The sequence below is a fragment of the Actinomadura harenae genome (genome assembly GCF_003696215.1).
Taxonomy (GTDB): domain Bacteria; phylum Actinomycetota; class Actinomycetes; order Streptosporangiales; family Streptosporangiaceae; genus Spirillospora; species Spirillospora harenae.
In genome coordinates, this window is record NZ_RFFG01000043.1 from 38797 (window position 1) to 60187 (window position 21391).

The 21391-nt window shown below is 73.3% G+C and carries 19 protein-coding genes; 15 read left to right on the forward strand and 4 right to left on the reverse strand.

The features are described 5' to 3' along the window. Positions 1-3: 3 nt before the first annotated feature. The 4 genes from EBO15_RS23305 to EBO15_RS23320 form a co-directional block, all read right to left on the reverse strand. On the reverse strand, positions 4-1173 hold the full coding sequence (locus EBO15_RS23305; protein WP_122196561.1) for a winged helix DNA-binding domain-containing protein: 1170 nt from the start codon (positions 1171-1173) through the stop codon (positions 4-6). A 25-nt stretch (positions 1174-1198) separates the two neighbouring features. Beyond that, positions 1199-2509, reverse strand: coding sequence for a hypothetical protein (locus EBO15_RS23310; protein WP_233616380.1), 1311 nt, complete (start codon positions 2507-2509; stop codon positions 1199-1201). 219 nt (positions 2510-2728) lie between these two features. Then, a complete protein-coding gene (locus EBO15_RS23315; RefSeq protein WP_122196562.1) occupies positions 2729-4513 on the reverse strand; it encodes an ABC transporter ATP-binding protein in 1785 nt (594 codons plus the stop codon). After that, entirely contained in the window at positions 4510-6360 is a 1851-nt protein-coding gene (locus EBO15_RS23320) for an ABC transporter ATP-binding protein (protein WP_122196586.1), read from the reverse strand. The genes EBO15_RS23315 and EBO15_RS23320 overlap by 4 nt, the downstream gene beginning before the upstream one ends. A gap of 1612 nt (positions 6361-7972) precedes the next feature. Between EBO15_RS23320 and EBO15_RS23325 the strand changes: the two genes are divergently transcribed. The 15 genes from EBO15_RS23325 (at position 7973) to EBO15_RS23395 (ending at position 21092) form a co-directional block, all read left to right on the forward strand. After that, on the forward strand, positions 7973-8179 hold the full coding sequence (locus tag EBO15_RS23325; RefSeq protein WP_117359821.1) for a cold-shock protein: 207 nt from the start codon (positions 7973-7975) through the stop codon (positions 8177-8179). Between the two features lie 273 nt (positions 8180-8452). Then, positions 8453-8842, forward strand: a complete 390-nt coding sequence (gene hisI, locus EBO15_RS23330; protein WP_199744756.1) for a phosphoribosyl-AMP cyclohydrolase — start codon at positions 8453-8455, stop codon at positions 8840-8842. Then, entirely contained in the window at positions 8839-9555 is a 717-nt protein-coding gene (locus EBO15_RS23335) for a Trp biosynthesis-associated membrane protein (protein WP_122196564.1), read from the forward strand. Before hisI ends, EBO15_RS23335 begins: the two co-directional genes overlap by 4 nt. Then, on the forward strand, positions 9552-10247 hold the full coding sequence (locus EBO15_RS23340; RefSeq protein WP_233616381.1) for a response regulator transcription factor: 696 nt from the start codon (positions 9552-9554) through the stop codon (positions 10245-10247). The genes EBO15_RS23335 and EBO15_RS23340 overlap by 4 nt, the downstream gene beginning before the upstream one ends. A 108-nt stretch (positions 10248-10355) precedes the next feature. Beyond that, positions 10356-10859 (forward strand): DUF2752 domain-containing protein, encoded by a 504-nt coding sequence (locus tag EBO15_RS23345; protein WP_233616382.1) that lies wholly within the window; start codon positions 10356-10358, stop codon positions 10857-10859. A 150-nt stretch (positions 10860-11009) separates the two neighbouring features. Further along, on the forward strand, positions 11010-11816 hold the full coding sequence (gene trpC / locus EBO15_RS23350) for an indole-3-glycerol phosphate synthase TrpC (protein WP_122196587.1): 807 nt from the start codon (positions 11010-11012) through the stop codon (positions 11814-11816). Positions 11817-12077: 261 nt separating this feature from the next. Beyond that, on the forward strand, positions 12078-13358 hold the full coding sequence (trpB, locus tag EBO15_RS23355) for a tryptophan synthase subunit beta (protein WP_122196567.1): 1281 nt from the start codon (positions 12078-12080) through the stop codon (positions 13356-13358). After that, positions 13355-14170: a tryptophan synthase subunit alpha gene (trpA, locus tag EBO15_RS23360; protein WP_122196568.1), complete on the forward strand. Its 816-nt coding sequence runs from the start codon at positions 13355-13357 to the stop codon at positions 14168-14170. Before trpB ends, trpA begins: the two co-directional genes overlap by 4 nt. Before the next feature lie 255 nt (positions 14171-14425). After that, entirely contained in the window at positions 14426-14917 is a 492-nt protein-coding gene (locus EBO15_RS23365; protein WP_122196569.1) for a vitamin K epoxide reductase family protein, read from the forward strand. A 48-nt stretch (positions 14918-14965) separates the two neighbouring features. Further along, on the forward strand, positions 14966-15742 hold the full coding sequence (locus tag EBO15_RS23370; protein WP_122196570.1) for a DsbA family protein: 777 nt from the start codon (positions 14966-14968) through the stop codon (positions 15740-15742). 225 nt (positions 15743-15967) lie between these two features. After that, entirely contained in the window at positions 15968-16729 is a 762-nt protein-coding gene (locus tag EBO15_RS23375) for a DsbA family protein (RefSeq protein ID WP_122196571.1), read from the forward strand. A gap of 166 nt (positions 16730-16895) precedes the next feature. Continuing rightward, positions 16896-18299 (forward strand): prolipoprotein diacylglyceryl transferase, encoded by a 1404-nt coding sequence (gene lgt, locus EBO15_RS23380; protein WP_122196572.1) that lies wholly within the window; start codon positions 16896-16898, stop codon positions 18297-18299. Between the two features lie 9 nt (positions 18300-18308). Beyond that, positions 18309-19037, forward strand: coding sequence for a VIT1/CCC1 transporter family protein (locus EBO15_RS23385; protein WP_122196573.1), 729 nt, complete (start codon positions 18309-18311; stop codon positions 19035-19037). Positions 19038-19116: 79 nt separating this feature from the next. Beyond that, positions 19117-19971 (forward strand): hypothetical protein, encoded by an 855-nt coding sequence (locus EBO15_RS23390; RefSeq protein ID WP_122196574.1) that lies wholly within the window; start codon positions 19117-19119, stop codon positions 19969-19971. Further along, on the forward strand, positions 19968-21092 hold the full coding sequence (locus EBO15_RS23395; protein ID WP_122196575.1) for a hypothetical protein: 1125 nt from the start codon (positions 19968-19970) through the stop codon (positions 21090-21092). Before EBO15_RS23390 ends, EBO15_RS23395 begins: the two co-directional genes overlap by 4 nt. Positions 21093-21391: the final 299 nt, after the last annotated feature.

Sequence of the window (21391 nt, forward strand, 5' to 3'; positions counted from 1 at the left end):
TGGTCAGGACGACAGTTCGCGTTCCAGGGGCGTGCGGAACCTGGGGGTGATGCGGACGCCGTCGAGGAACGCGGTCATCCGCTCCGCCTCGGCGGCGACGGCGGACCGCGCGTCCGACCCGGCGTCCTCCAGGAAGCGGAACACGACCGCGTCGTCCGCGTCCTGGCCCCAGCCGCCGACGATCCGCCCGTCCCACCACACCGACGGCCCGATGTTGCCGTTGCGGTCGAACAGCGCCGGGACGTGCCCGGGGTCGAGGTAGAAGTCGCGTTCCTTCCAGCCCATCGGCGTCGCGTCCAGCGCGGGCAGCAGCGCCGCCCACGGCTCGGGCGCGGGCACCGGCTCGAGGTCGTCGGCGAGGACGATCCCCGCGTCGGTCTCGGCCGTGTCGAGCCCCGCGAGCGCCTTCTTCACCTCGCCCGCCGTCCAGCCCGTCCACCATTTGACGTCGACCGCGGTCGCGGGCCCGAACGTGCGCAGGTAGCGGCGGACGACCTCGGCCCGCGCCTCGTCCACCGGCAGGGACGGCACGCCCTCGGGCAGCCACGTCTCGACCGGCGACCACACGTACTGGCTGCTGACCCACGACCCGTTCGGACGGCCCCGGACGATCCGCCCCTCGCATCCGAGCGTGACCAGGATCCACGTCGTGATGCCGGTCGTGCTCTCGTAGGACTTGCCGGGGGCCATCACCACCCGCGACCGCAGCCGCGGCTCGGCCGCGCTGAGCTGCGCCCCGGTCGCGGCCCCGAGCCTCAGCAGCGCCGCGTGCGTCGACTCCTCGACGTCGCGGACCCAGCCGTCCGGGTCGTCGCCGCCGAGGCCCGCGCCCGCGATGTACTTGCCGTAGGTGCGGCGCTGCTTGACGGCGAGCGGGTCGGCGACGGCCGCCTGCAGCGCCGGCAGGAAGTCGTTCGGGACGACGAACATCGTCCGGCGCATCGCCAGGAGCCGCAGCAGCACCCGGTCGTCGTACAGCGCCTTCTCCACGTGCCCCGGCCCCGCCGCGGGGCTGCGCGCCGCGACCTGGAGGAACACCGACGCCGGGTCGGTGGCGTGCAGCGCGGTCAGCGACCGCGCGACCGCCAGGGGATCATCGGTGCGCCCGGCCGCGGCGAGCCGGTGCCGGACGCCGAGCCGGGCCCGCCGCTGGGCGACGCTGATCGAACGCATGAGCGAACCCTACCGCCCCCGCGGCTCAGGTGAGGCGGGCGGCGGCGGACGCGCGCAACTCCGGGCTCTCCGGGACGTCGAGGGCGAGCCGCTGCAGCCGCGTCCGGGTCTCCTCGGTGATCGGCGCGGCCTCGACGGCCGTCTGCCGGACGGGTTCCTCGCAGTCCCACAGCCCCTCGACGGTGTAGGACTCGGCGGTGTGCGGCGCGGTGCGGATCAGCGAGGTCAGGACGCGGCGCCGCAGGAACGAGTACTCGGTGTCGGTCCACGCGGACTTCAGCAGCGGGACGGCCTCACCGGCGCGGAGCCTGCCGAGACCCTCCACGGGCTCGGCCGCCGCGCCCCAGTCCTCCCGGTCGAGCGCGTCGGTCAGCTCGTCCATGAGCAGGGGGATGTCCTGCCGGGTGCCGTGATTGGCGATCATCCGGAGGCCGACGTACGCGAACGGCCCAGGGGACGCCGCCCACACGCGCGCACGAGGAAGCGCCTCCGCGCCATAGAACTCGACGGCCCTCCCCACGGCGCCGATCCAGCGCGGCTTGCGCTGCGGCAACAGCTCCTCCGCCAGGTCGAGCAGCGCGGGCACGCGTCTGCGCCCCAGCTCGAACAGGGCCGCGATGGCCGTGTCGTCGCCCTGACGGGCCAGCTCGACCAGCTCGGTGTCGGAGGGCCCGCCTGCACCACCGCCCACCCCGGCGGCCCCTCCGGAGCGCGCGAGCCGGTCCCGCGGATCGCGCCGCGGCCCCACCGGACGCCGCGCCATCCGCTCGCGCCGCTCGGCGAGCGCCGCCGCGACGCGCGGCTTGCGCGCCGCCCACATCTCCAGCACGGGGTTGCCCGCCTCCCCGGCGAGCTGCGCCAGGTCGTGCTCGTCGCAGCGGCCGTCGACCAGGTCGTCCAGGTCCCAGGTCAGCGCCGGATCCCGCAACCGGACGAGCAGGTCCAGCGCGTCGAACCAGTGCGCGCCCTCGTCGGCGTACCGGCGCAGCGGCTCGGCCGCCTCGCGGCGGCTCAGCCGGACCATGGCCGCGAGCGTCTCCAGCGCCAGCCCGACCCGCGGGCCGGACCGCCGCCCGTCGTCGTCCGCCTGGTCGGCGGGGTCGAACAGGTGGTCGGCCACGGGGCCGACCGGAAGCTCGAGGTCCACCATCAACCGGGCGTAGTACAGGCCGCGTGACTCGCACTGGCGGTCCCACCGGGGATCGCGCCGCAGACAGTCGTACACGTACTCACCGGCGCCGCGCCGCTCGGCGGCGCGGCGCGCCGCCCTGCCGAGTCCACGCTGGAGCTGCCCGTGCAGGGTGCTCGCCGATTCCACCACGACCTCGTTGTTCACCCCAGCAGAATGCGCACTCGACCAGATAACGGGCAAGTGCTTTCCCGCGCCGCGACCCGTCCGTACCCCGCCGGACACCCCTCGAACCCCTGCCCGAACGGCCAGGAGACCCGCCCGCGGGCCCTGCCGTGACACCGCGCACAGAACGCCCGCGAGCCCTCCACGGAACGCCCGCGAGCCCTCCGCAGAGGCTCGCGGGCGCCCAGGGGCCCCCGGGGATCAGATCTTGCGTTGCGCGACCCAGGACGCGTGCAGGTCGGCGTACACGCCGGGAACGGCGGCCAGCTCGGACGCGGGCCCCCGCTGGACGATCCGGCCCTTGTCGAAGACGATCACCTCGTCCGCTGCCTCGGCCGTGGACAGCCGGTGCGCGATCGACACGGCCGTCCGGCCCCGCGTCACGCCGTCCAGGGCACGCTGGATGCGGACCTCGGTCGCCGGGTCCACCGCGGAGGTCGCCTCGTCCAGGACCAGCAGGTCCGGATCGGCGATGTAGGCGCGGGCCAGCGCGACCAGCTGCCGCTCGCCCGCCGACAGCGACTCGCCGCGCTGCCCGACCGGCGTCGCCAGGCCCTGCGCGAGGCCGTCCAGCCAGTCCGCCAGGCCCAGCTCGGTGAGCGCGAGCCGCAGGTCGGCGTCTGATGCGTCCGCGCGCCCGTACCGGATGTTGTCGGCCAGCGACGCGTCGAACAGGAACCCGTCCTGCGGCACCATCACGATCCGGTCGCGCAGCGACGAGAACCGGACGCGGCGCAGCGGCACGCCGTCCACCCGCACCTCGCCCTCGACCGGGTCCATCAGCCGGGTCAGCAGCTTCGCGAACGTGGTCTTGCCCGACCCCGTCTCACCGACGATCGCGATCCGCGAGCGCGGCGCGATCCGCGCGTCCACCTCGTGCAGGACGGGCGGACCCCCCGGATAGGAGAACCCGACCCCCTCGAACTCGACCTCGATCGGGCCGCGCGGCAGCGTCTCGCCGTCCGCGCCGGGGTCGGCGACGTCCGGCTCGGTGTCCAGCACCGACAGCACCCGCCGCCAGCCCGCGATCGCGTTCTGCGCGTCGTTCAGGACCTCCGTCGCGGTCTGCATCGGCGACACGAACAGCGTCACCAGGAACAGGAACGCGATCAGCTCGCCCGCGGTCAGGTGCCCGCCGAGGCCGAGGAGCGTCCCGCACACCACGACGGCGGACGTCGCGAGCGCCGCGACCAGCTCGCTGGACGGGAACGTCATCGCGATCAGCCCCTGCGCGCGCGTCTGCGCCGCCCGGGTCGCGTCGACCGTCTCGTCCACCCGGCGGGCGGTGCGCTCCTCCGCGCCGTACGCGCGGATCACCGCGGCGCCGACCACGCTCTCGCTGACGACCGACAGCAGGTCGCCGGTGCGTTCGCGCACCTTGGTGTACGCCCCGGAGATCATCCGCTGGAACCGGCGCAGCGCCCACGCCAGCGGGACGAACGACGCCCACACCAGCAGCATCAGCGGCCACGAGTAGACCGCCATCAGCAGGCTCGCCACCACCAGCTGCCCCGCCGACACGATGATCATCAGCCCGCCGAACTGCATGAACTGGCTGATCTGGTCGACGTCGCCGGTGACCCGGGACACCAGCGCGCCGCGCCGCTCCCCGCTCTGCGTCAGCATCGACAGGTCGTGGACGTGCCGGAACGCCCGCACCCGCAGCGCCGCCAGCCCCGTCTCGCTGCTCCGGTACAGCCGGACGTTCATCAGGTACGCGCAGACGGCCGTCATCAGCACGCCGACCGCGCACAGCGCGACCGCCGTTCGGATGAACGGCAGGTCCGGATGCGTCCCGTCCTTCCCGAGCCCCTTGTCGATCACCTGCTGGACCGCGACGGGGACCACGATCCGGCCCGCGGTCGCGACCAGCGCCAGCAGCAGCGTCCCGGTCAGCCCGGCGCGGAACTCGGGGCTGATCCGCAGTCCCCGCCGCAGCGTGCTCAGCGCGCTCTCCCGCGCGGCGGTCTCACTCAGCGCGGTCATGCCCTGCCTCCCACTCCGCCGGTCTCCTCCACACCCGTCCCGTCCTCGTCCTCGGCCCCGTCCGCGCTCTCGGCGTCCAGGGCGTCCTGCTCGGCCTGCTCGGACTCGGCCCGCTCGTAGGCGTTCACCAGGTTCCGGTAGCCCTCGGAGCGTTCCAGCAGCTCGGCGTGCGGCCCCCGGGCCGCGACCCGCCCGTGCTCGATGAACACCACCTCGTCGGCCAGCGCGATCGTCGCCTTGCGGTAGGCGACGACGATCACGGTCGCCGCGCCGCTGTCCTCCGACTCCCGCAGCCCCGCGAGGATCCGCTGCTCGACCTGCGGGTCCACCGCCGACGTCGCGTCGTCCAGCACCAGCAGCCGCGGCCTGCGGACGACCGCCCGCGCGAGCGCCAGCCGCTGCCGCTGCCCGCCGGACAGCGTCGCGCCGCGCTCCCCGATCCTCGTGTCCAGCCCGTCCGGCAGCGCCGCGACGAACCCGTCGCCCTGCGCGAGCCGGAGCGCCGCCCACACCCGCTCGTCCGGGACGTCCAGCCCGAGCGTGATGTTGCCCCGGACGGTGTCGTCGAACATGAACGTCTGCTGCGGGACCAGCGCGGCGGTCGCGGCGATCCCGCCCGCCCGGACGTCCCGCGCGTCGACGCCGTCCAGCAGGACCGACCCGTCCGCCGGGTCCACCAGCCGCACCAGCAGCGCGGTCAGCGTCGACTTGCCCGACCCGGTCGGCCCCACGACCGCGACCGTCCGGCCGGCGGACGCCTCGAACGTCACGTCCCGCAGCACGTCCGCCGCGGGCGCGCCGTCCGCCGGCTCGTACCCGAACCGGACGGCCTCGACCCGCAGCGCGGCGGGGGACCCCGCCTTCAGCTCGGCCTCCCCGTACGGCATCGACCCGCCCGCGTCCAGGACGGACCGGACCCGGTCCCAGCCCACGACGCTGCGCGGCACCTCCGCCAGCACCCAGCCCAGCGAACGGATCGGGAACGCCAGCAGGGTGAACAGGTACGACACGTGCACCAGGTCGCCGGCCGTCATCGCGCCCGACTCCAGCCGCACCGACCCGATCAGCAGGACGGCCAGCACCCCCAGGTTCGGCAGCGCCTCCAGCACCGGGTCGAACATCCCCCGGACGCGCCCGACCGCGATGTTGGCGTCCCGCAGCGCGTCGGCGCGCGCCGCGAACCGCTCGGTCTCGGCCTCCTCGCGGCCGAGCGTCTTGACGACCAGCCCGCCCTCGAAGCTCTCGTGCGCGACCTCGCTGACCTCGGCGCGCAGCTGCTGCGCGCGGGTCGCGACCGGCGCGAGCCGCCGCTGGTACACGACGTTCAGCAGCGCGATCGCCGGGAACACCAGGAACCCGACGATCGCCACGACCGGGTCGGTCAGCAGGATCGACACGGCCGCGATCAGCAGCATGAACACCACGCCGACCGCCATCGGCAGCGGCGCGAGGGGCGCCCACGCCGCCTCGACGTCGGCGTTGGCGTTCGACAGCAGCTGCCCGGTCGGGTGCCGCTGGTGCCACGCGAGCGGCAGTCTCAGGTACTGCCGGGTGACCGCGCGCCGGTACCGCGCCTGCATCCGGTACTGCATGAGCCCGGCGAAGAACCGCCGTCCGCCCACGCCGAGCGCCTTGAGGAACGCCACCCCGAGGATCAGCAGCGCGGCCGTGGTCAGCGCCCCCGCGGTCGTGTGCCCGCTGTCGAACGCGGGCAGGACGGTGTGCTGGGTCGCCCAGCCGAGCGCCTGCGCCGTCCCGACCGTCATCAGCCCGTACAGGGCGCTGGCCAGCACCGAGATGGTGAACACCCGGGGCTCCGCCCGGATGGCCACCCCCAGGACCCGCATCCCCTCCCGCAGGATCTGCCCGGTGGACGAGGCCCCGCCCGCCCCCAGCTCGTCCCCGGAGCCCTCCGGGGCGCCGGAGCCCGCCGCGTCGGCGTCGCCTGCCGCGTCGCCATCGTCCGTCGCGTGGGCGTCGTCCGCCGTGGCACGGCTCTCCTCTGTGGCGTCGGACACGACGACCTCGGCCGGGACGGCATCGCCGGGGGAGGCGTCGTCCGGGGCGGGGGTGGGGTCGGGTACGGGGCGTTGGGGGGACGAGGCTCCGTGTGGGGACGAGCCTGCTGGCACGGGGGCTCCTTGGGTCCGGAAGGTTGTGGGGCGCGACTATCCCTACCATCCGGGCGTATCGGGTATTCCCACCTTGATCGCCCGCGTGCGCCCGCCTCGCCCCACCGACGCGCGTCCCGAGGCCCGCCGGACGCCGCCCCCGAACCTCCGGACCGCCCTCCCTGGAGGGGCTGTGGACGCCTCAGGCGCCTCAGGGGGTCTAAGGTGGACGGCTCGCCCGGCTTACGGGGGTCGGCGTACGGGGCCCGGTTCGTCCTGGGGGACGGCCCGCCGGGACCCCGCCGTCCAGGGGCGGAGCCCGCCGGCCGTGCCGAGAAGGCCACGGCCGGAGGCGGCCCGCGCCGGGTTGTTCGGCGAAGCGGCGGAGGGGAATCGGGGCGGTGGCCGAGTCGGCCTTCGGACGCTCTTCTTGACCTCGACAGAATGGCGAACAGCGCCGCCTTCTTTGTTCACCGCGGGGACATCCGCCGTGCATGCGTCCGGGGGAGCGCCACCGGGATGCGCGTGCGCGAGTGGAACTCGTCTCCAACGCATAAAAATTGCCCGCTATGTCCTTAGAAATGTTTCGTAGCGGACAGGTTCGCCATGCTCCGGGGCACTCCAGTCGGCGTGTCCGCCGTGCGTCGCCGGCGGACGCCGAGACGTCACCGGCGGACGCCGAGTGCTCCCCCGGAACCACTCTCCGGAGGCTCTCCGATTCGGATCCCGGTAACGGTGTGACACGAGAGGTTCCGGAGGTTCCGGAGGTTCGGTATCTCCTAGTACGACGGGCCGATCGGCCCTCCGGGTCCCCGCGCCGGCCCCCGCAGAACATGACCACCCGGTCGCTTCCGGGGGTACGGTCCGCCCGAATCCCCGATCCGATGCCGACCGCTCCGCTCTCGGCGGAACTCCCGGATGTTTGGGAATCGGCGAGTCCGCTTGCAAGCCGCTTCACGGACGTCACCGGACGAGTCGTCCCGTCTCCCCGGAAACAGGCGAATCTCCACGGTGGCCAGCGACAATCCGCGTTCTCCCCGGCACCGAACAAGCACCGAACTCGGATCGACCGATGTCCGTCAGGTGTTGCCCCGATGAGTCGTGCGCCGGGGAGGCGCTCGGTGCACCGATCGAAAGGGTTGCGGCTCCTGCGTTTTACGCGGATCCGGTGATACTGTGGACCGGTCGGTTGCAGTCGTGGTTCTCGATCGTTTGTACGGACGCCCGCGGACTGATGGCAGCGGGCGTTTTGGCTATCCGGGACCATCCCGGGGGGCGAGAGCGTTCCGCTAGCAACCGCGCTGGGCCCGCGAGGTGTGGGCCCACGTTTTGCCGCAAGGAGAAAGACATGCCCCAGCAGGGCACCGTGAAGTGGTTCAACGCCGAAAAGGGCTTCGGCTTCATCGCCGTCGACGGTGGTGGCCCCGACGTCTTCGTGCACTACTCGGCGATCCAGACCTCCGGGTACCGCTCGCTGGACGAGAACCAGCGCGTCCAGTTCGAAGTGACGCAGGGTAACCGGGGTCCGCAGGCAGACCAGGTCGTCCCCCTGTAACACCCGCAGTCGTCCGCGCAGCCCGTGCTCCGCTCGTCGGAACGCGGGCTGCGCTGCGTCCACACCCACTCCACTTCACCCCCGCTCCACTTCACCCCCGCTCCCGCCAACCCCCGCCGTGCACGGGCGCGGTCTTTCGAGGGACTCGCCGGTGTGGGGTTGGTCACTCCGGGGGCGGAGGCGCCTCGGCGGGCGGGTCCGTGTGAGCAGGCACGGTGAACGAATGTGGGACCTGGACGCGGACGGGCCGGGGCCTGCGGCAGAATGGATCGCATGTCCGCTGCCCCTTCCGAGTCCAGCCTCGACCCCGAGATCGCCGCGCGGCTCAAGCGCGACGCCGACGGGCTCGTCCCCGCGATCGCCCAGCAGTACGACACCGGCGAGGTGCTCATGCTCGCCTGGATGAACGACGAGGCGCTGCACCGCACCCTCACCACCGGCCGCGCCACCTACTGGTCGCGCAGCCGCCAGGAGTACTGGGTGAAGGGCGAGAGCTCCGGCCATCAGCAGTGGATCAAGTCGGTCGCGCTCGACTGCGACCGCGACGCCATCCTGATCAAGGTGGACCAGGTCGGCGGGGCCTGCCACACCGGCGACCGGACCTGCTTCGACGCCGACGTCCTTCCCGCCGCGGTCGGCGAACGGCCCGCCGAGCAGTCGTGACCTCCGCGCGGGAACGAGGCGTCGCGGCCCTGGTCTGCGCGGCCGGGGCCGGGCTGACGCTGCTCGCCGCCGGGCAGCACTGGGCCACGGTCCGCGCCCAGGACGCGATCACGCCGTTCACCCAGCACCTCACCGGCCACGACGTCGGCCAGCTCGCGTCCGCGCTCGGCTGGGCCGGGCTCGCCGGGCTCGCCGCGCTGTTCGCCACGTCCGGACGCGTCCGGGCGGCCGTCGGGCTGCTGCTCGCGCTGTTCGGCGCCGGTGTCGTCGTCACCTCGGTGACCGCGTCCCGGCCCGCGCACGCCGCGAAGGTCGCGGCGGAGAAGAGCGCGCTGATGAAGCTCGGCGCGCATCCCGTCGTCCACGTCGAGCCCTGGTGGGGCCTGTCGATGGCGGGCGGCGTGCTGCTCGCCACGGCCGGGCTGATCGTCCTGGCGCGCGGCTCGCGCTGGCCCGGACTGTCCGCCCGGTACGCGCGCCCCGAGCAGGCCGCCAAGCCCGCGACCGGGCAGGACGCCGCGAAACCCGGCAAGGCCGCCCGTCCGGCCGCGTCCGGCGACGACGCGTCCGCCCTCTGGAAGTCGCTCGACCGCGGCGAGGACCCGACCGACCCCGAAGAGGACACCACCTCGACGGGCACCACCGCGGCCGGCACCGCCTCCACGTCCGATGCCGTCTCCGCCTCGACCGACGCCGCCTCGCGGCGCCGGTGAGGCGGAGCGGAGTGGCGGGCGGCGCGGGTGAACTCGTCCTGGTCGTGGAGCACGACCCCGCCGTCGCGGAGCTCCAGCGGCGCTGCCTGACCCGCGAGGGCTACCGGGTCGAGGTCGAGCCCGACCCGTCCGCCGCGTCCGACACCGCCGCCCGGGTGCGCCCGGACGCGGTGGTCCTCGACGTGTCCACCACCACGCGGCCCGTCGAGCTGTACCGGAGGGTCGCGTCGACCCTGGTCGCCCGTCCCCTTTCTCCCGGCGGACGTGTCGTCGCGGTCCTCGGCCCGATGGATCCGGCGCTCGCCCGCACCCTCGGCGCGCACCGCCTGGACCGTCCGTTCGGGCCCCGTGCCCTGGTCCGCGCGGTCGCGGACGCGCTGCGGCACGGCGGGGCCGAGGTGACGCGGGAGCTGCGCGCGGCCGGGCTCACCCTCGACACCGCCGCGCGCACCTGCGACGCGGACGGCGCGGACGTCACCCTGACCGCCACCGAGTTCGACCTGCTGCGCTACCTCGCCCGCAACCCGGGCCGCGTCTTCACCCGCGAGCAGCTCCTGGAGTCGGTGTGGGGGCCGGGCGCGGGCGCGGGAAGCCGCACCGTGGACGTCCACATCGCCCAGCTCCGCGCCAAACTCGGCGGTGCGAGCCCGATCCGCACCGTCCGCGGCGTCGGCTACCGCCTCGACGCCTGACCCGGCGGACCCCTCCCAGCGGCCGGAACGCCAGGTCGGTGGCCCTCGGTGGGCAGGTTCCCCACCGGGTGCCTGAACTCGGGGACGGGTTCGGCTTAGGCTGGTGGGGTGAGCCAGGGGACACCCGACGCGGTGCGCGCTGTGGGGCGGGGGACGCCTCCGGACGGAGCGACTCCCACCGGGACGACGCCGGAGGGCGGGCGGCCGCGACCGTCCGCGAGCCGGCGGCTGCGGTCCCCGCTGGCGGTGCTGGGGACGGCCGCGGCGGCCACCGTGGTCGTCACGTTCGTCGACCCGCACTCGCCCGGCCACTACCCGACCTGCCCGTTCCTGTTCCTGACCGGGTACTACTGCCCGGGCTGCGGCGGGCTGCGCATGGTCAACTCGCTGACCCACGGGCACGTGTCCGCCGCGTTCGGGCTCAACCCGCTCGCCTTCCTGCTGATGCCGGTCGCCGGGTACCTCTGGGCGCGCTGGACGTACTGCGCGGCGCGCGGCGAGCAGGTCACCTCGGTGCTGCTGAGGAAGGGCGCCCTGGCGGGGGCCGTCGGGCTGCTGCTGGTGTACTGGGTCGTCCGGAATCTGCCGTTCGCGCACGCTCTGGCCCCATGAGTGGGGTTCGGGGGGTGAATGGTAGTGGGAGGGCGTTTCTGAGCCCGCCCCCGGGTGCGGGCGGCGTCGGCGGGTGAGGCTACGATCGGTGCACGGATCGACCGGAAAATAGGGGGCTCCTGCGTGACCGAGGGCGAGCGTGGGCACGACGTGAGCGTGCTGGACGAGATCATCGAGGGAGTCCGGGCCGATCTCGCCGACCGGCAGCGGACGGTGTCGCTCGACGACCTCAAGGCGCGGGCGGCGAAGGCGCCGGCGCCCCGGGACGCGCTGGCGGCGCTGCGCGCGCCCGGCGTCGGGGTGGTCGCCGAGGTGAAGCGGAGCAGCCCGTCCAAGGGCGCGCTCGCCGCGATCGCCGACCCGGCCGCGCTGGCCCGCGACTACGAGGCGGGCGGCGCGAAGATCATCAGCGTGCTGACCGAGCGCCGCCGGTTCGGCGGCAGCCTGGACGACCTGGCCGCGGTCCGCGCCACGGTCGACATCCCGATCCTGCGCAAGGACTTCATCGTCACCTCCTACCAGCTGTGGGAGGCCCGCGCGTACGGCGCGGACGTCGCCCTGCTGATCGTCGCCGCCCTCGAGCAGGACGCGCTGGTCTCGCTGGTCGAGCGGGCCGAGTCGATCGGCCTGCTGCCGCTGGTCGAGGTGCACACCGAGGAGGAGGTCGACCGCGCCGTGGACGCGGGGGCCAAGGTCATCGGCGTCAACGCGCGGAACCTGCGGACCCTCAAGGTCGACCGGGAGACCTTCGCCCGGGTCGCCCCGTGCGTCCCGGCGGGCGTGGTGAAGATCGCCGAGTCCGGCGTCCGCGGCCCGCACGACCTGCTCGCCTACGCCTCGTCCGGCGCGGACGCCGTCCTGGTGGGGGAGAGCCTGGTCATCGGCCGCGACCCGCGCTCGGCCGTCGCCGACCTCGTCGCCGCCGGCGCCCACCCCGCCCTCCGCCAGAGCGGCTGACCCGCCCCTCCCACGAGGCCGGCCCACGACGCCCGGCCCACGACGGCCCGCCCATGACGCCCGGTCCCCGAGGGGCCGGGCGTTCGCACGTCCCGCGAAGATCAGGCGCCCGCGGGCGTTCTGCGCCCGGACTGCGGTGGACCTGGGCCGTTGGCGGTAGGGTACGGGGCATGCTCGCTGAACCGCTGCGCGAACGATGGCGCGCTCGTCCGGCATCTCACTGACCCGACGAGCCCTCTCACTCAGAGACGAGAACAACCCATGACCATCGACGCCGCGCGCGGCGCTTCCGGCGTTCCCGCCGACTCCTCGCGGACGTTCCTGTCGCCGGGCACCCAGGTTCCCGACGCGACCGGCCACTTCGGCGCCTTCGGCGGGCGGTTCGCCCCCGAGGCCCTCATGGCCGCCCTGGACGAGCTGACCCGCGAGTTCGACGCAGCCAAGACCGACCCGTCCTTCACCGCCGAGCTGGACGACCTGCTCGCGAACTACGCGGGGCGGCCGAGCCTCCTGACCGAGGCCGAGCGGTTCGCGGCGCACGCCGGCGGGGCCCGGATCCTCCTCAAGCGCGAGGACCTCAACCACACCGGCTCCCACAAGATCAACAACGTGCTCGGCCAGGCGCTGCTAACCAAGCGCATGGGCAAGAAGCGCGTCATCGCCGAGACCGGCGCCGGGCAGCACGGCGTGGCCACGGCCACCGCCGCCGCCCTCCTCGGCCTCGAGTGCACCGTCTACATGGGCGAGGTCGACACCGAGCGGCAGGCCCTGAACGTCGCGCGCATGCGGATGCTGGGCGCCGAGGTCGTCCCGGTGAAGACCGGCAGCCGCACCCTCAAGGACGCCTGCAACGAGGCGTTCCGCGACTGGGTCGCGTCCGTCGACACCACCCACTACGTCATCGGGTCGGTCATGGGACCGCACCCGTTCCCGATGATGGTCCGCGACTTCCAGCGGATCATCGGCGTCGAGGCCCGGCGCCAGTGCCTCGACCTCACCGGGAAGCTCCCGGACGCGGTCGTCGCCTGCGTCGGCGGCGGATCCAACGCGATCGGCATGTTCCACGCGTTCGTCCCCGACGACGACGTGAAACTGTTCGGCTTCGAGGCGGGCGGCGACGGCGTCGCGTCCGGCAGGCACGCGGCCACCCTCGTCGGCGGCTCGCTCGGCGTGATCCACGGCATGCGCACCTACCTGCTCCAGGACGACGAGGGCCAGACCCTCGAGACGCACTCGATCTCCGCGGGGCTCGACTACCCCGGCGTCGGCCCCGAGCACTCGTGGCTGCACGACACCGGCCGCGCCGAGTACCACGAGATCACCGACACCGAGGCGATGGACGCGTTCTCGCTGCTCTGCCGCACCGAGGGCATCATCCCGGCGATCGAGTCCGCGCACGCGCTCGCGGGCGCGATCAAGGTCGGCCGCGAGCTCGGCCCGGACGCCACGATCGTCGTCTGCCTGTCCGGGCGCGGCGACAAGGACATGCACACGGCCGCCGGCTTCTTCGGCCTGATGCCCGAGGGGGACGAGGCCAAGTGAGCAGCGTCAAGACCGCCTACGACAAGGCCAAGGCCGAGGGGCGCGCCGCGCTCGTCGGCTACCTGCCCGCCGGGTTCCCGTCCGTGGACGGCGCGATCGAGGCCGCCAGGACCATGGTCGACGCGGGCTGCGACGTCATCGAGATCGGCCTGCCCTACAGCGACCCGATGATGGACGGCCCGACGATCCAGGACGCCGTGCACCAGGCGCTGGTCGGCGGCGCGCGCGTCGCGGACGTGTTCCGCACGGTCGAGGCCGTCGCCGAGACCGGCGTCCCGACGCTGGTCATGACGTACTGGAACCCCGTGGACCGGTACGGCGTGGACGCGTTCGCCCGCGACCTGAAGTCGGCGGGCGGCGCGGGCCTGATCACCCCGGACCTCACGCCCGAGGAGGGCGGCGACTGGCTGGCCGCCGCGGACGCCCACGACCTGGACAAGGTGTTCCTGGTCGCGCTGAGCTCCACCGACGAGCGGATCGAGAAGATCACCGCGGCGTCCCGGGGGTTCGTGTACGCGGCGTCCCTGATGGGCGTGACCGGGGCCCGCACCGCCGTGGACACCGGCGCTCCGCGGCTGGTCGAGCGCACCCGCGCGAGCATCGAGAAGCAGGGCCTGGACCTGCCGGTCGGCCTCGGCCTCGGTGTCGGCGACGGCGCCCAGGCCGCCGAGGTCGCCGGGTTCGCCGACGGCGTGATCGTCGGCTCGGCGTTCATCCGCCGCCTTCTGGACGCGCCCGACCAGGCGAGCGGCCTCGCGGGCGTCCGCGCCCTCACCGCCGACCTGGCCCGGGGCGTCCGCCGGGAGCTCTGACTCCGGAGCCACACCCGTGAACCGCGCTTCGGCGCCCGTCCGGACCGGGAACCCCGGTCCGGACGGCGTTCCGGGCGCCCAGGCGGCCCCCGGGTAACGGATCGGTGAAAGTCGTCGCCGAGATCGGGAACTCCCTCCGACGCCCCGTCGGTTCATGCTGATGAGTCGGGGCGCACTCACGTAAGGTGTGTGTTCGCCCGCCGTGGACCCGGCGCGACGGGCGGCCTTGGACGGGCGGTCGTGGAAGGATCATCGATGACGCAAGAGACAGCGGCGGCGCAGGCCGGCGCGACGCCGGCACGTTCGGCGGGCGGACGCTGGTTCCCCGCGCTGACCTGGCCGCTCACGCTGGCCGGTCTCGCCATCTCGATCTACCTGACCTACACGCATTACAACCAGAAGGCGCTGATCTGCTCGGCCAACGCCACGGTCGACTGCCACGCCGTGACGACCAGCAAGTACTCCAAGCTGCTCGGCGTTCCCCTGCCGCTGCTCGGCCTGCTGTTCTTCGTCGGCTTCGCCGTCCTGATCACGCCCTGGGCACTGAACAACGCCGCGCCGATGTTCCGCTGGGGACGGCTGGCCTCCGCCGCGATCGGCCTCGTGTTCATCGTCTACCTGGTGACGGTCGAACTGGCCGTGCTGGACAAGATCTGCCTGTGGTGCACCGGGGTGCACATCATCACTATCCTGCTCTTCATCCTCGTCCTGGCCGACGAGTTCCGGCGGCTCGGCCAGGTCGACTAGCCCCCTGAAGGCCCCCGAAGAGCAGCACCTCCACCCATAGGAGAACCAATGAGCAAGGCCGCACGGGAGCGGACGGCCCGAGAGCGCCTGGCCGAGGAGCGCAAGCGGCAGCAGGCACGGAACAAGCAGGTCAAGCTGCTGACCGCCGTGCTGACCGCCGTGGTCGTGGTCGCCGTGGCCGTCGTGGTCACCGTCGTCGCCATGAACTCCGACAAGTCGGGCGGCGACGGCAAGGCCGTCAGCGCGAACCTGTACAAGGGCGCGACCGCGCCGATCCAGGTCGAGGCCGACGGCACCGTCACGATGGGGAAGCCCGGCATCAAGGCCCCCACGCTGGACCTCTACGAGGACTTCCAGTGCCCCATCTGCAAGGAGTTCGAGAAGGCCAGCGGTGACACCGTGAAGCAGCTCGCCGCCGAGGGCAAGGTCACGGTGAAGTACCACATCCTGTCGTTCGTCAACCCCGAGGGCTCGCCGCGCGCGGCCGTCGCGGGCTGGTGCGCCGCCGACGAGGGCAAGTTCCTCCAGTTCCACGACGTCGCCTACCAGAACCAGCCGGACGAGCGGAAGGCGCTGACCGCCGACGTGCTGAAGAAGTTCGGCACGGCCGCGGGCACGTCGGCGAACTTCGCCTCGTGCGTGTCGGGCGGGAAGTACACGGCGCAGGTCAAGAAGAACAACGAGGACGGGCTGAAGGTCCTGCAGGCCAAGTACGGCGGCCGCGCGGGCACCCCGTCCGTCCTGGTCAACGGCAAGCCGATCGACCAGAACGCGATGTTCGACCCGAACGCGCTGGAGAAGGCCGTCACCTCCGCCACCTCCTGACCGCGCCCGCGTCCGCCCGTCCGACCGGACACCCGTCCCTCCGGTCACCGGACGGGGTGGCACGCGAAACACGTCGCCCGGCCGGGCACGCCCGCACGCACTCGCGTGCGCGGTGTGCCCGGCCGGTGGTCTTTCTCCCCCGATGACCTTCGCCTGTCACCCTCGGTGACCGTTCGCCACTACGCTCTGCAAGCGTCAGCGCACGGCGAGCCGATCGGGGGATCGATGAGCAAGGCCGACAGGACGCGCACCGCGCGCGAGAAGCTGGCGGCGGAACGGGCCGCGCAGGCCGCCCGGGACCGCCGCACCCGGCTGCTGATGATCGTGCTGGGGGTCGTGTTCGCGGCGGTGGTGGTCGCCATCGTGGTGGTCCTGGTCGCCAACCGCGGCGACAACGGCGCGAAGGTGACCGCCACGCCCTACAGCGGCCCGTCCGCGCCGGTCACGCGGAACGCGGACGGCTCGGTCACGATGGCGAAGGCAGGCGTGACCAAGCCCGTCCTGGAGGTCTTCGAGGACTTCCAGTGCCCGGGGTGCAAGGCGCTGGAGGCGTCCCTCGGCGGGACGATGCGGCAGCTCGCCGCGGAGGGCAAGGTCAGCCTCGTCTACCGGCCGTTCCACCTGTTCCAGCAGGAGCCGCTCAGCGGCAACTCCGAGCGCGGCGCGAACGCGGCCCTGTGCGTCCCGGCCGACAAGTGGCTCTCGTACCACGACACGCTCTACAAGGCGCAGCCCGAGGAGGGCAAGACCGGCTTCTCCGAGGACGACCTGGTGAAGTGGGGGCATCAGCTCGGTGTCACGGACGCGAACTTCGAGCCGTGCGTCCGGAAGATGCAGAAGAAGGCACAGGTCGCGGAGATGACCAAGTACGCCCTGGAGACCCGCAAGGTCCAGGGCACGCCGACGTTGTTCCTCGACGGCAAGCAGCTCAACGCGACCACCAAGGACGATCTGACCAAGGCCGTCCAGCAGGCCGGGGGCCGCTAGCGGACGCCGCGCGCACGGGAACCGGGGGAGGGCGGGCCGGGTGGGGCCCGCCGCCTCCCGGATTCCGCGCGCTGTTTCCGTTTCCGCCCGGTAGACCCGGCGATCGGGTGTTTCCGGTGCGGGACGTGCGTCCCTGTACCCCGCGAACGCGGTAACGTCAACGCTCATGCAGCCGGTGGCCTTCCTTCCGAGTCCCTCCCAGGGCGTCTGGCACCTCGGGCCGATCCCGATCCGCGCCTACGCCCTGATGATCATTCTTGGCATCGTCGTGGCGGTATGGCTCGGCGAACGCCGCTGGGCGGCCAAGGGCGGCCAGCCCGGCACCGTGATCGACGTGGCGGTCTGGGCCGTCCCGTTCGGCCTGGTCGGCGGGCGTCTCTACCACGTCCTCACCGACTACCAGCGCTACTTCGGGGACGGCAAGGACCCGGTGAACGCGCTGAAGGTCTGGGAGGGCGGCCTCGGCATCTGGGGCGCCGTCCTGCTCGGCGCGGTCGGCGCGGTGATCGGCTGCCGCCGCCGCGGCATCTCGGTGCTCGCGCTCGGCGACGCCATCGCGCCCGGCATCGCGCTCGCCCAGGCGATCGGACGCTGGGGCAACTGGTGGAACCAGGAGCTCTACGGGCGTCCGCTGCACACCTTCTGGGCCCTGAAGATCGACTCGGCGCACCGACCCCGCACCGCCGACGGCGCGCTCGACCCGAAGTACGCCGACGTCGCGACCTACCACCCGACGTTCCTGTACGAGTCGCTGTGGTGCATCGGCGTCGCCGTCCTGGTGCTGTGGGCCGACCGCCGCTTCAAGCTCACCCACGGCCGCGCGTTCGCGCTCTACATCGCCGCTTACACGCTCGGACGGTTCTGGGTCGAGGCGCTGCGCATCGACGACGCCCACCACATCGGCGGGCTGCGGCTGAACGACTGGACCGCGATCCTCGTCTTCCTCGGCGCGGCCTACTACTTCTACTGGGCCCGGAACAAGACCGGCCCCGAGGCCGTCGGCGCGGTCGAGCCCGCCGTCCCGGACGAGTCCGGCGCCGCCGCGGAGAGCATGGAGACCGCGGAGACCGTGGAGGACGACAAGCCCGAGGACGTCGCTGAGAAGGCCGCTGAGGAACGTCCCGAGCCCGGCGAGCCCGCGAGTGTCACCCAGGCTGACCAGGCCGGGGACGCCGCGGAGAGCGTCACCGAGGACGAGCCGGAGGAGAGCGTGAAGGACGCCGCCGACGCCCCGTCCGAGGCCGAGCCCGCCGCGGAGCCCGAAGCGGAACGCGAGGTCGCGGACGAGCCCGCCGCGAAGGACGAGCCGAAGCCCGAGCCCGAGCCGGAGGACAAGGCCGAGCCCGAGGAGAAGGTCGGGGACAAGGCCGAGCCCGAGGACGAGGTAGAGCCGGAGTCCGAGGGCGGCGCCAAGGATGACGTCCAGGACGCGGACACGTCCGACCCCGAGCCCGAGTCCGAGTCCGAGCCCAAGGCGAAGGCCGACCCCGAGTCGAAGGCGAAGGCTGAGGCCGAGGCGAAGGACGGCGACGGGGCGGGCAAGGGCGAGCCTGTCCGGGATGCCCAGTAAGGTCGCCTTATGGGGGGATTGACCGCGGAGGAACCCGAGATGCTGGCCGAGCACCATCACCAGCACCGGGACGTGAACGGCGGCTGGCTGCGGCCCGCGGTGTTCGGCGCGATGGACGGCCTGGTGTCGAACTTCGCGCTGATCGCCGGTGTGGCGGGCGGCAGCGCGTCCCAGCACGTGGTGCTGCTGGCGGGACTGGCGGGGCTGGCCGCCGGGGCGTTCTCGATGGCGGCGGGGGAGTACATCTCGGTCGCCTCGCAGTCGGAGCTGGCGATGGCCGAGATCGAGATCGAGCGGCTGGAGCTGGCCCGGCATCCGGCGGCCGAGGAGCGGGAGCTCGCGGCCGTGTTCGAGAAGCGCGGCGTGGACGCGGCGACGGCGGCGGAGGTCGCGCGGCAGCTGTCGCGGAACCCCGAGGACGCGCTGGAGGTGCACGCCCGCGAGGAGCTGGGCGTCGCGCCCGGCGACCTGCCGTCCCCGCTGGTGGCGGCCGGGTCGTCGTTCGTGTCGTTCGCGATCGGGGCCGTCCTGCCGGTGCTGCCCTACCTGCTCGGGGCGCAGAACCTGTGGCCCGCCGCGATCGTGGCGGCGCTGGGGCTGTTCGGCGCGGGCGCGGTGGTCGCGCGGGTGACGACGCGGTCGTGGTGGTTCGGCGGGCTGCGCCAGCTGGTGTTCGGCGGCGTGGCGGCGGCGATCACGTTCGGGGTCGGCGCCCTGATCGGCCAGTCCGGAGTGTGACCGCCGTCGACCGGCGTGTAGCGACCGGAAACGCCCTTTTGTGCGCGCGTGGGCGGCTGGAACGATAGGCTCCCGCACTGTGATCGAGGCTCGTGACTCAGGCTCATCCCCGGGACCGACCCCGCCCGGGTCCCCGTCCGGCACCGACACCGGACAGCGGGATTTCTGGCCGGCGGATTCCGGTGGCGACGGCGACGGCAAGGGATCGAAGGGGCCGAACCCCAAGCTGCTCATCGGCGGCGCGATCGTGCTGGTCGTCGTGGTCGCGGCGGTCGCCGTCGTGGCGATGATGGCGTCCGGCGGGGGCAAGAAGTCCGGCGGGGCGGCGAAGCAGGGCGCGCAGCTGCTGCCGACCGCGTTCACCCCGTGGGCGCCCGAGAAGGAGATGGGCAAGATCTCCGACCGGCAGCGCGACGGGCGGCCGATCACCGAGGGCGAGGTCTTCCCGCCGGACGTCAAGACGGTGGCGTACAAGAAGTACTCGTTCACGCTCGCGGGGACGAGCCTGGCGTCCGACTGCAAGGACGCGACCTGGGGCCAGCGGCTCCAGGCCGACCTGGCGGCGCACCAGTGCACGCAGGTCGCGCGCGGCGCGTACGTGAGCCAGGACAAGCAGCACGTCGGCCAGTTCGCGGTGCTGAACATGGCGAACCAGGACGGCGCGCAGCAGATCGTCCGCGACCTCGACCCGGCGACCAACGCGGGCTTCGTCCGCGCGCTCGACCCGGACGGCGCGGTCGCGTTCCACAGCGGCTTCAGCGCCGCGTACGCGCACACCTACGGCCACTTCGTGATCCTGTCGTGGGTCCAGCGGGCCGGGGGCGCGCAGCCCGCGAACCTCTCCGAGCTCGTCGACCTCAGCCTCGCGGTGGAGAAGCCCGCCGACTTCGTCTGGGGACGCCTGGAGATGGCCGGGGACAACTCGAAGCAATGAGCCGTCCCACCACCCGGCCCCGGCGACCGTCCCGGGGACGCCCGCCGCGCGGAGACCGTCCGCGCGGCGGTTCCGGCCGTCCGGCCACCGCCGGCGACGCCGCCCCGGGGGACGCCGCGTACGACGGCCGGTCCCAGTCCGGGTACGACGCCCAGGACCAGAACGCCTACGACGCTCGGGCGCAGGCCGCGCACGACGGTCACGGTCAGGGCGGGTACCGCGACGGTCAGGGTCAAGGCGGGTACGACGCTCACGGTCAGGCCGGGTATGGCGATGGTCAGGGTCCCGGTGGATACGACGCTCAGGCGCAGGGTGGCAGGCCCGGCGCGCGGACGCAGGGGAAACGGCCGCAGGCGAAGCGCGGGCCGAGTGCCCGGACCTACTTCGGCTGGGCCGTGGGCCTCGTGGTGCTGCTGGTGGTCGGTGTCGGGGCGCTGGTCGTCGGGACGCACGACTCCCGTGCGAAGCCCGGCGCCGATGACGGCGGCGGGGCGTCCCTCGGGGCGACGGCGCCGACCGGCGCGACGCCCTCGACGTACTCGAGCTCGCCGTCCGGCCGGGCGTACACGGGGATCGAGAAGCGGTCGGCGGACGCCGCGCCGCTGACCACGGGCGAGGCGTTCCCGCCGGACGCGTCGACGGTCCAGGTGTCCCGGAAGGCGCGGCTGACGCTGAAGGGCAAGGAGCTCGGCTCGTCCTGCCCGGCGGCGGTGTGGGGGGCCGCGACCGCCAAGGCGGTGTGGCGCGCGGGTTGCACGCAGGTCGCGCGCACGTTGTACGCGGACACGGCACACGGTTACGCCCTGTCGGTGACGGTCTTCAACCTCGCGGACGTGTCGTCGGCGAACACCCTGGTGGACGCGTTGGGCCAGGGCAGCGGCGGCGGGTTCGTCCGTCCGCTGGGCTCGGGCTCCGGCGGCGCGCTCGGCGCGTTCGGGCAGAACGGCTACGGCGCGGCGCGCGGCGTGGCGATGGGCCACTTCGCGGTGGTGGCGTGGGCGCAGCGGCTCTCCGGTTCGGGGGACGCGGCGAGCGCCGCCAAGGACGAGACGCTCCTGTCGATCCTCATCGAGGGGCAGAAGGCGCCGGCCGTCTTGGACCGGGCCGCGCGCACCCCCTGACGCCGCCCGCCGAGGCGGCCCGCCGCCCCCGGAACGCGGCCCCCGGTGGCCCCGGCCCGCGGCCGCTCTTTTAAACGCCCTGACCCGGTGATGATGATCACCCGAGGTCAGGGCGTTGTCGTGTGGTCATCGACCCCTAGAATGGTCTAAACCACGCGGAGATCAACGAGATCGACGAAGATCAACAGACCCGGACACGTTTCGCGACTTGGTCGCATCGGGCATGATTCCGGCAGTGATGTAGTCTCATCGCACCGCAGCAGGGCCAACGCCGTCCCGTGCCTGCACTGACATCAGCC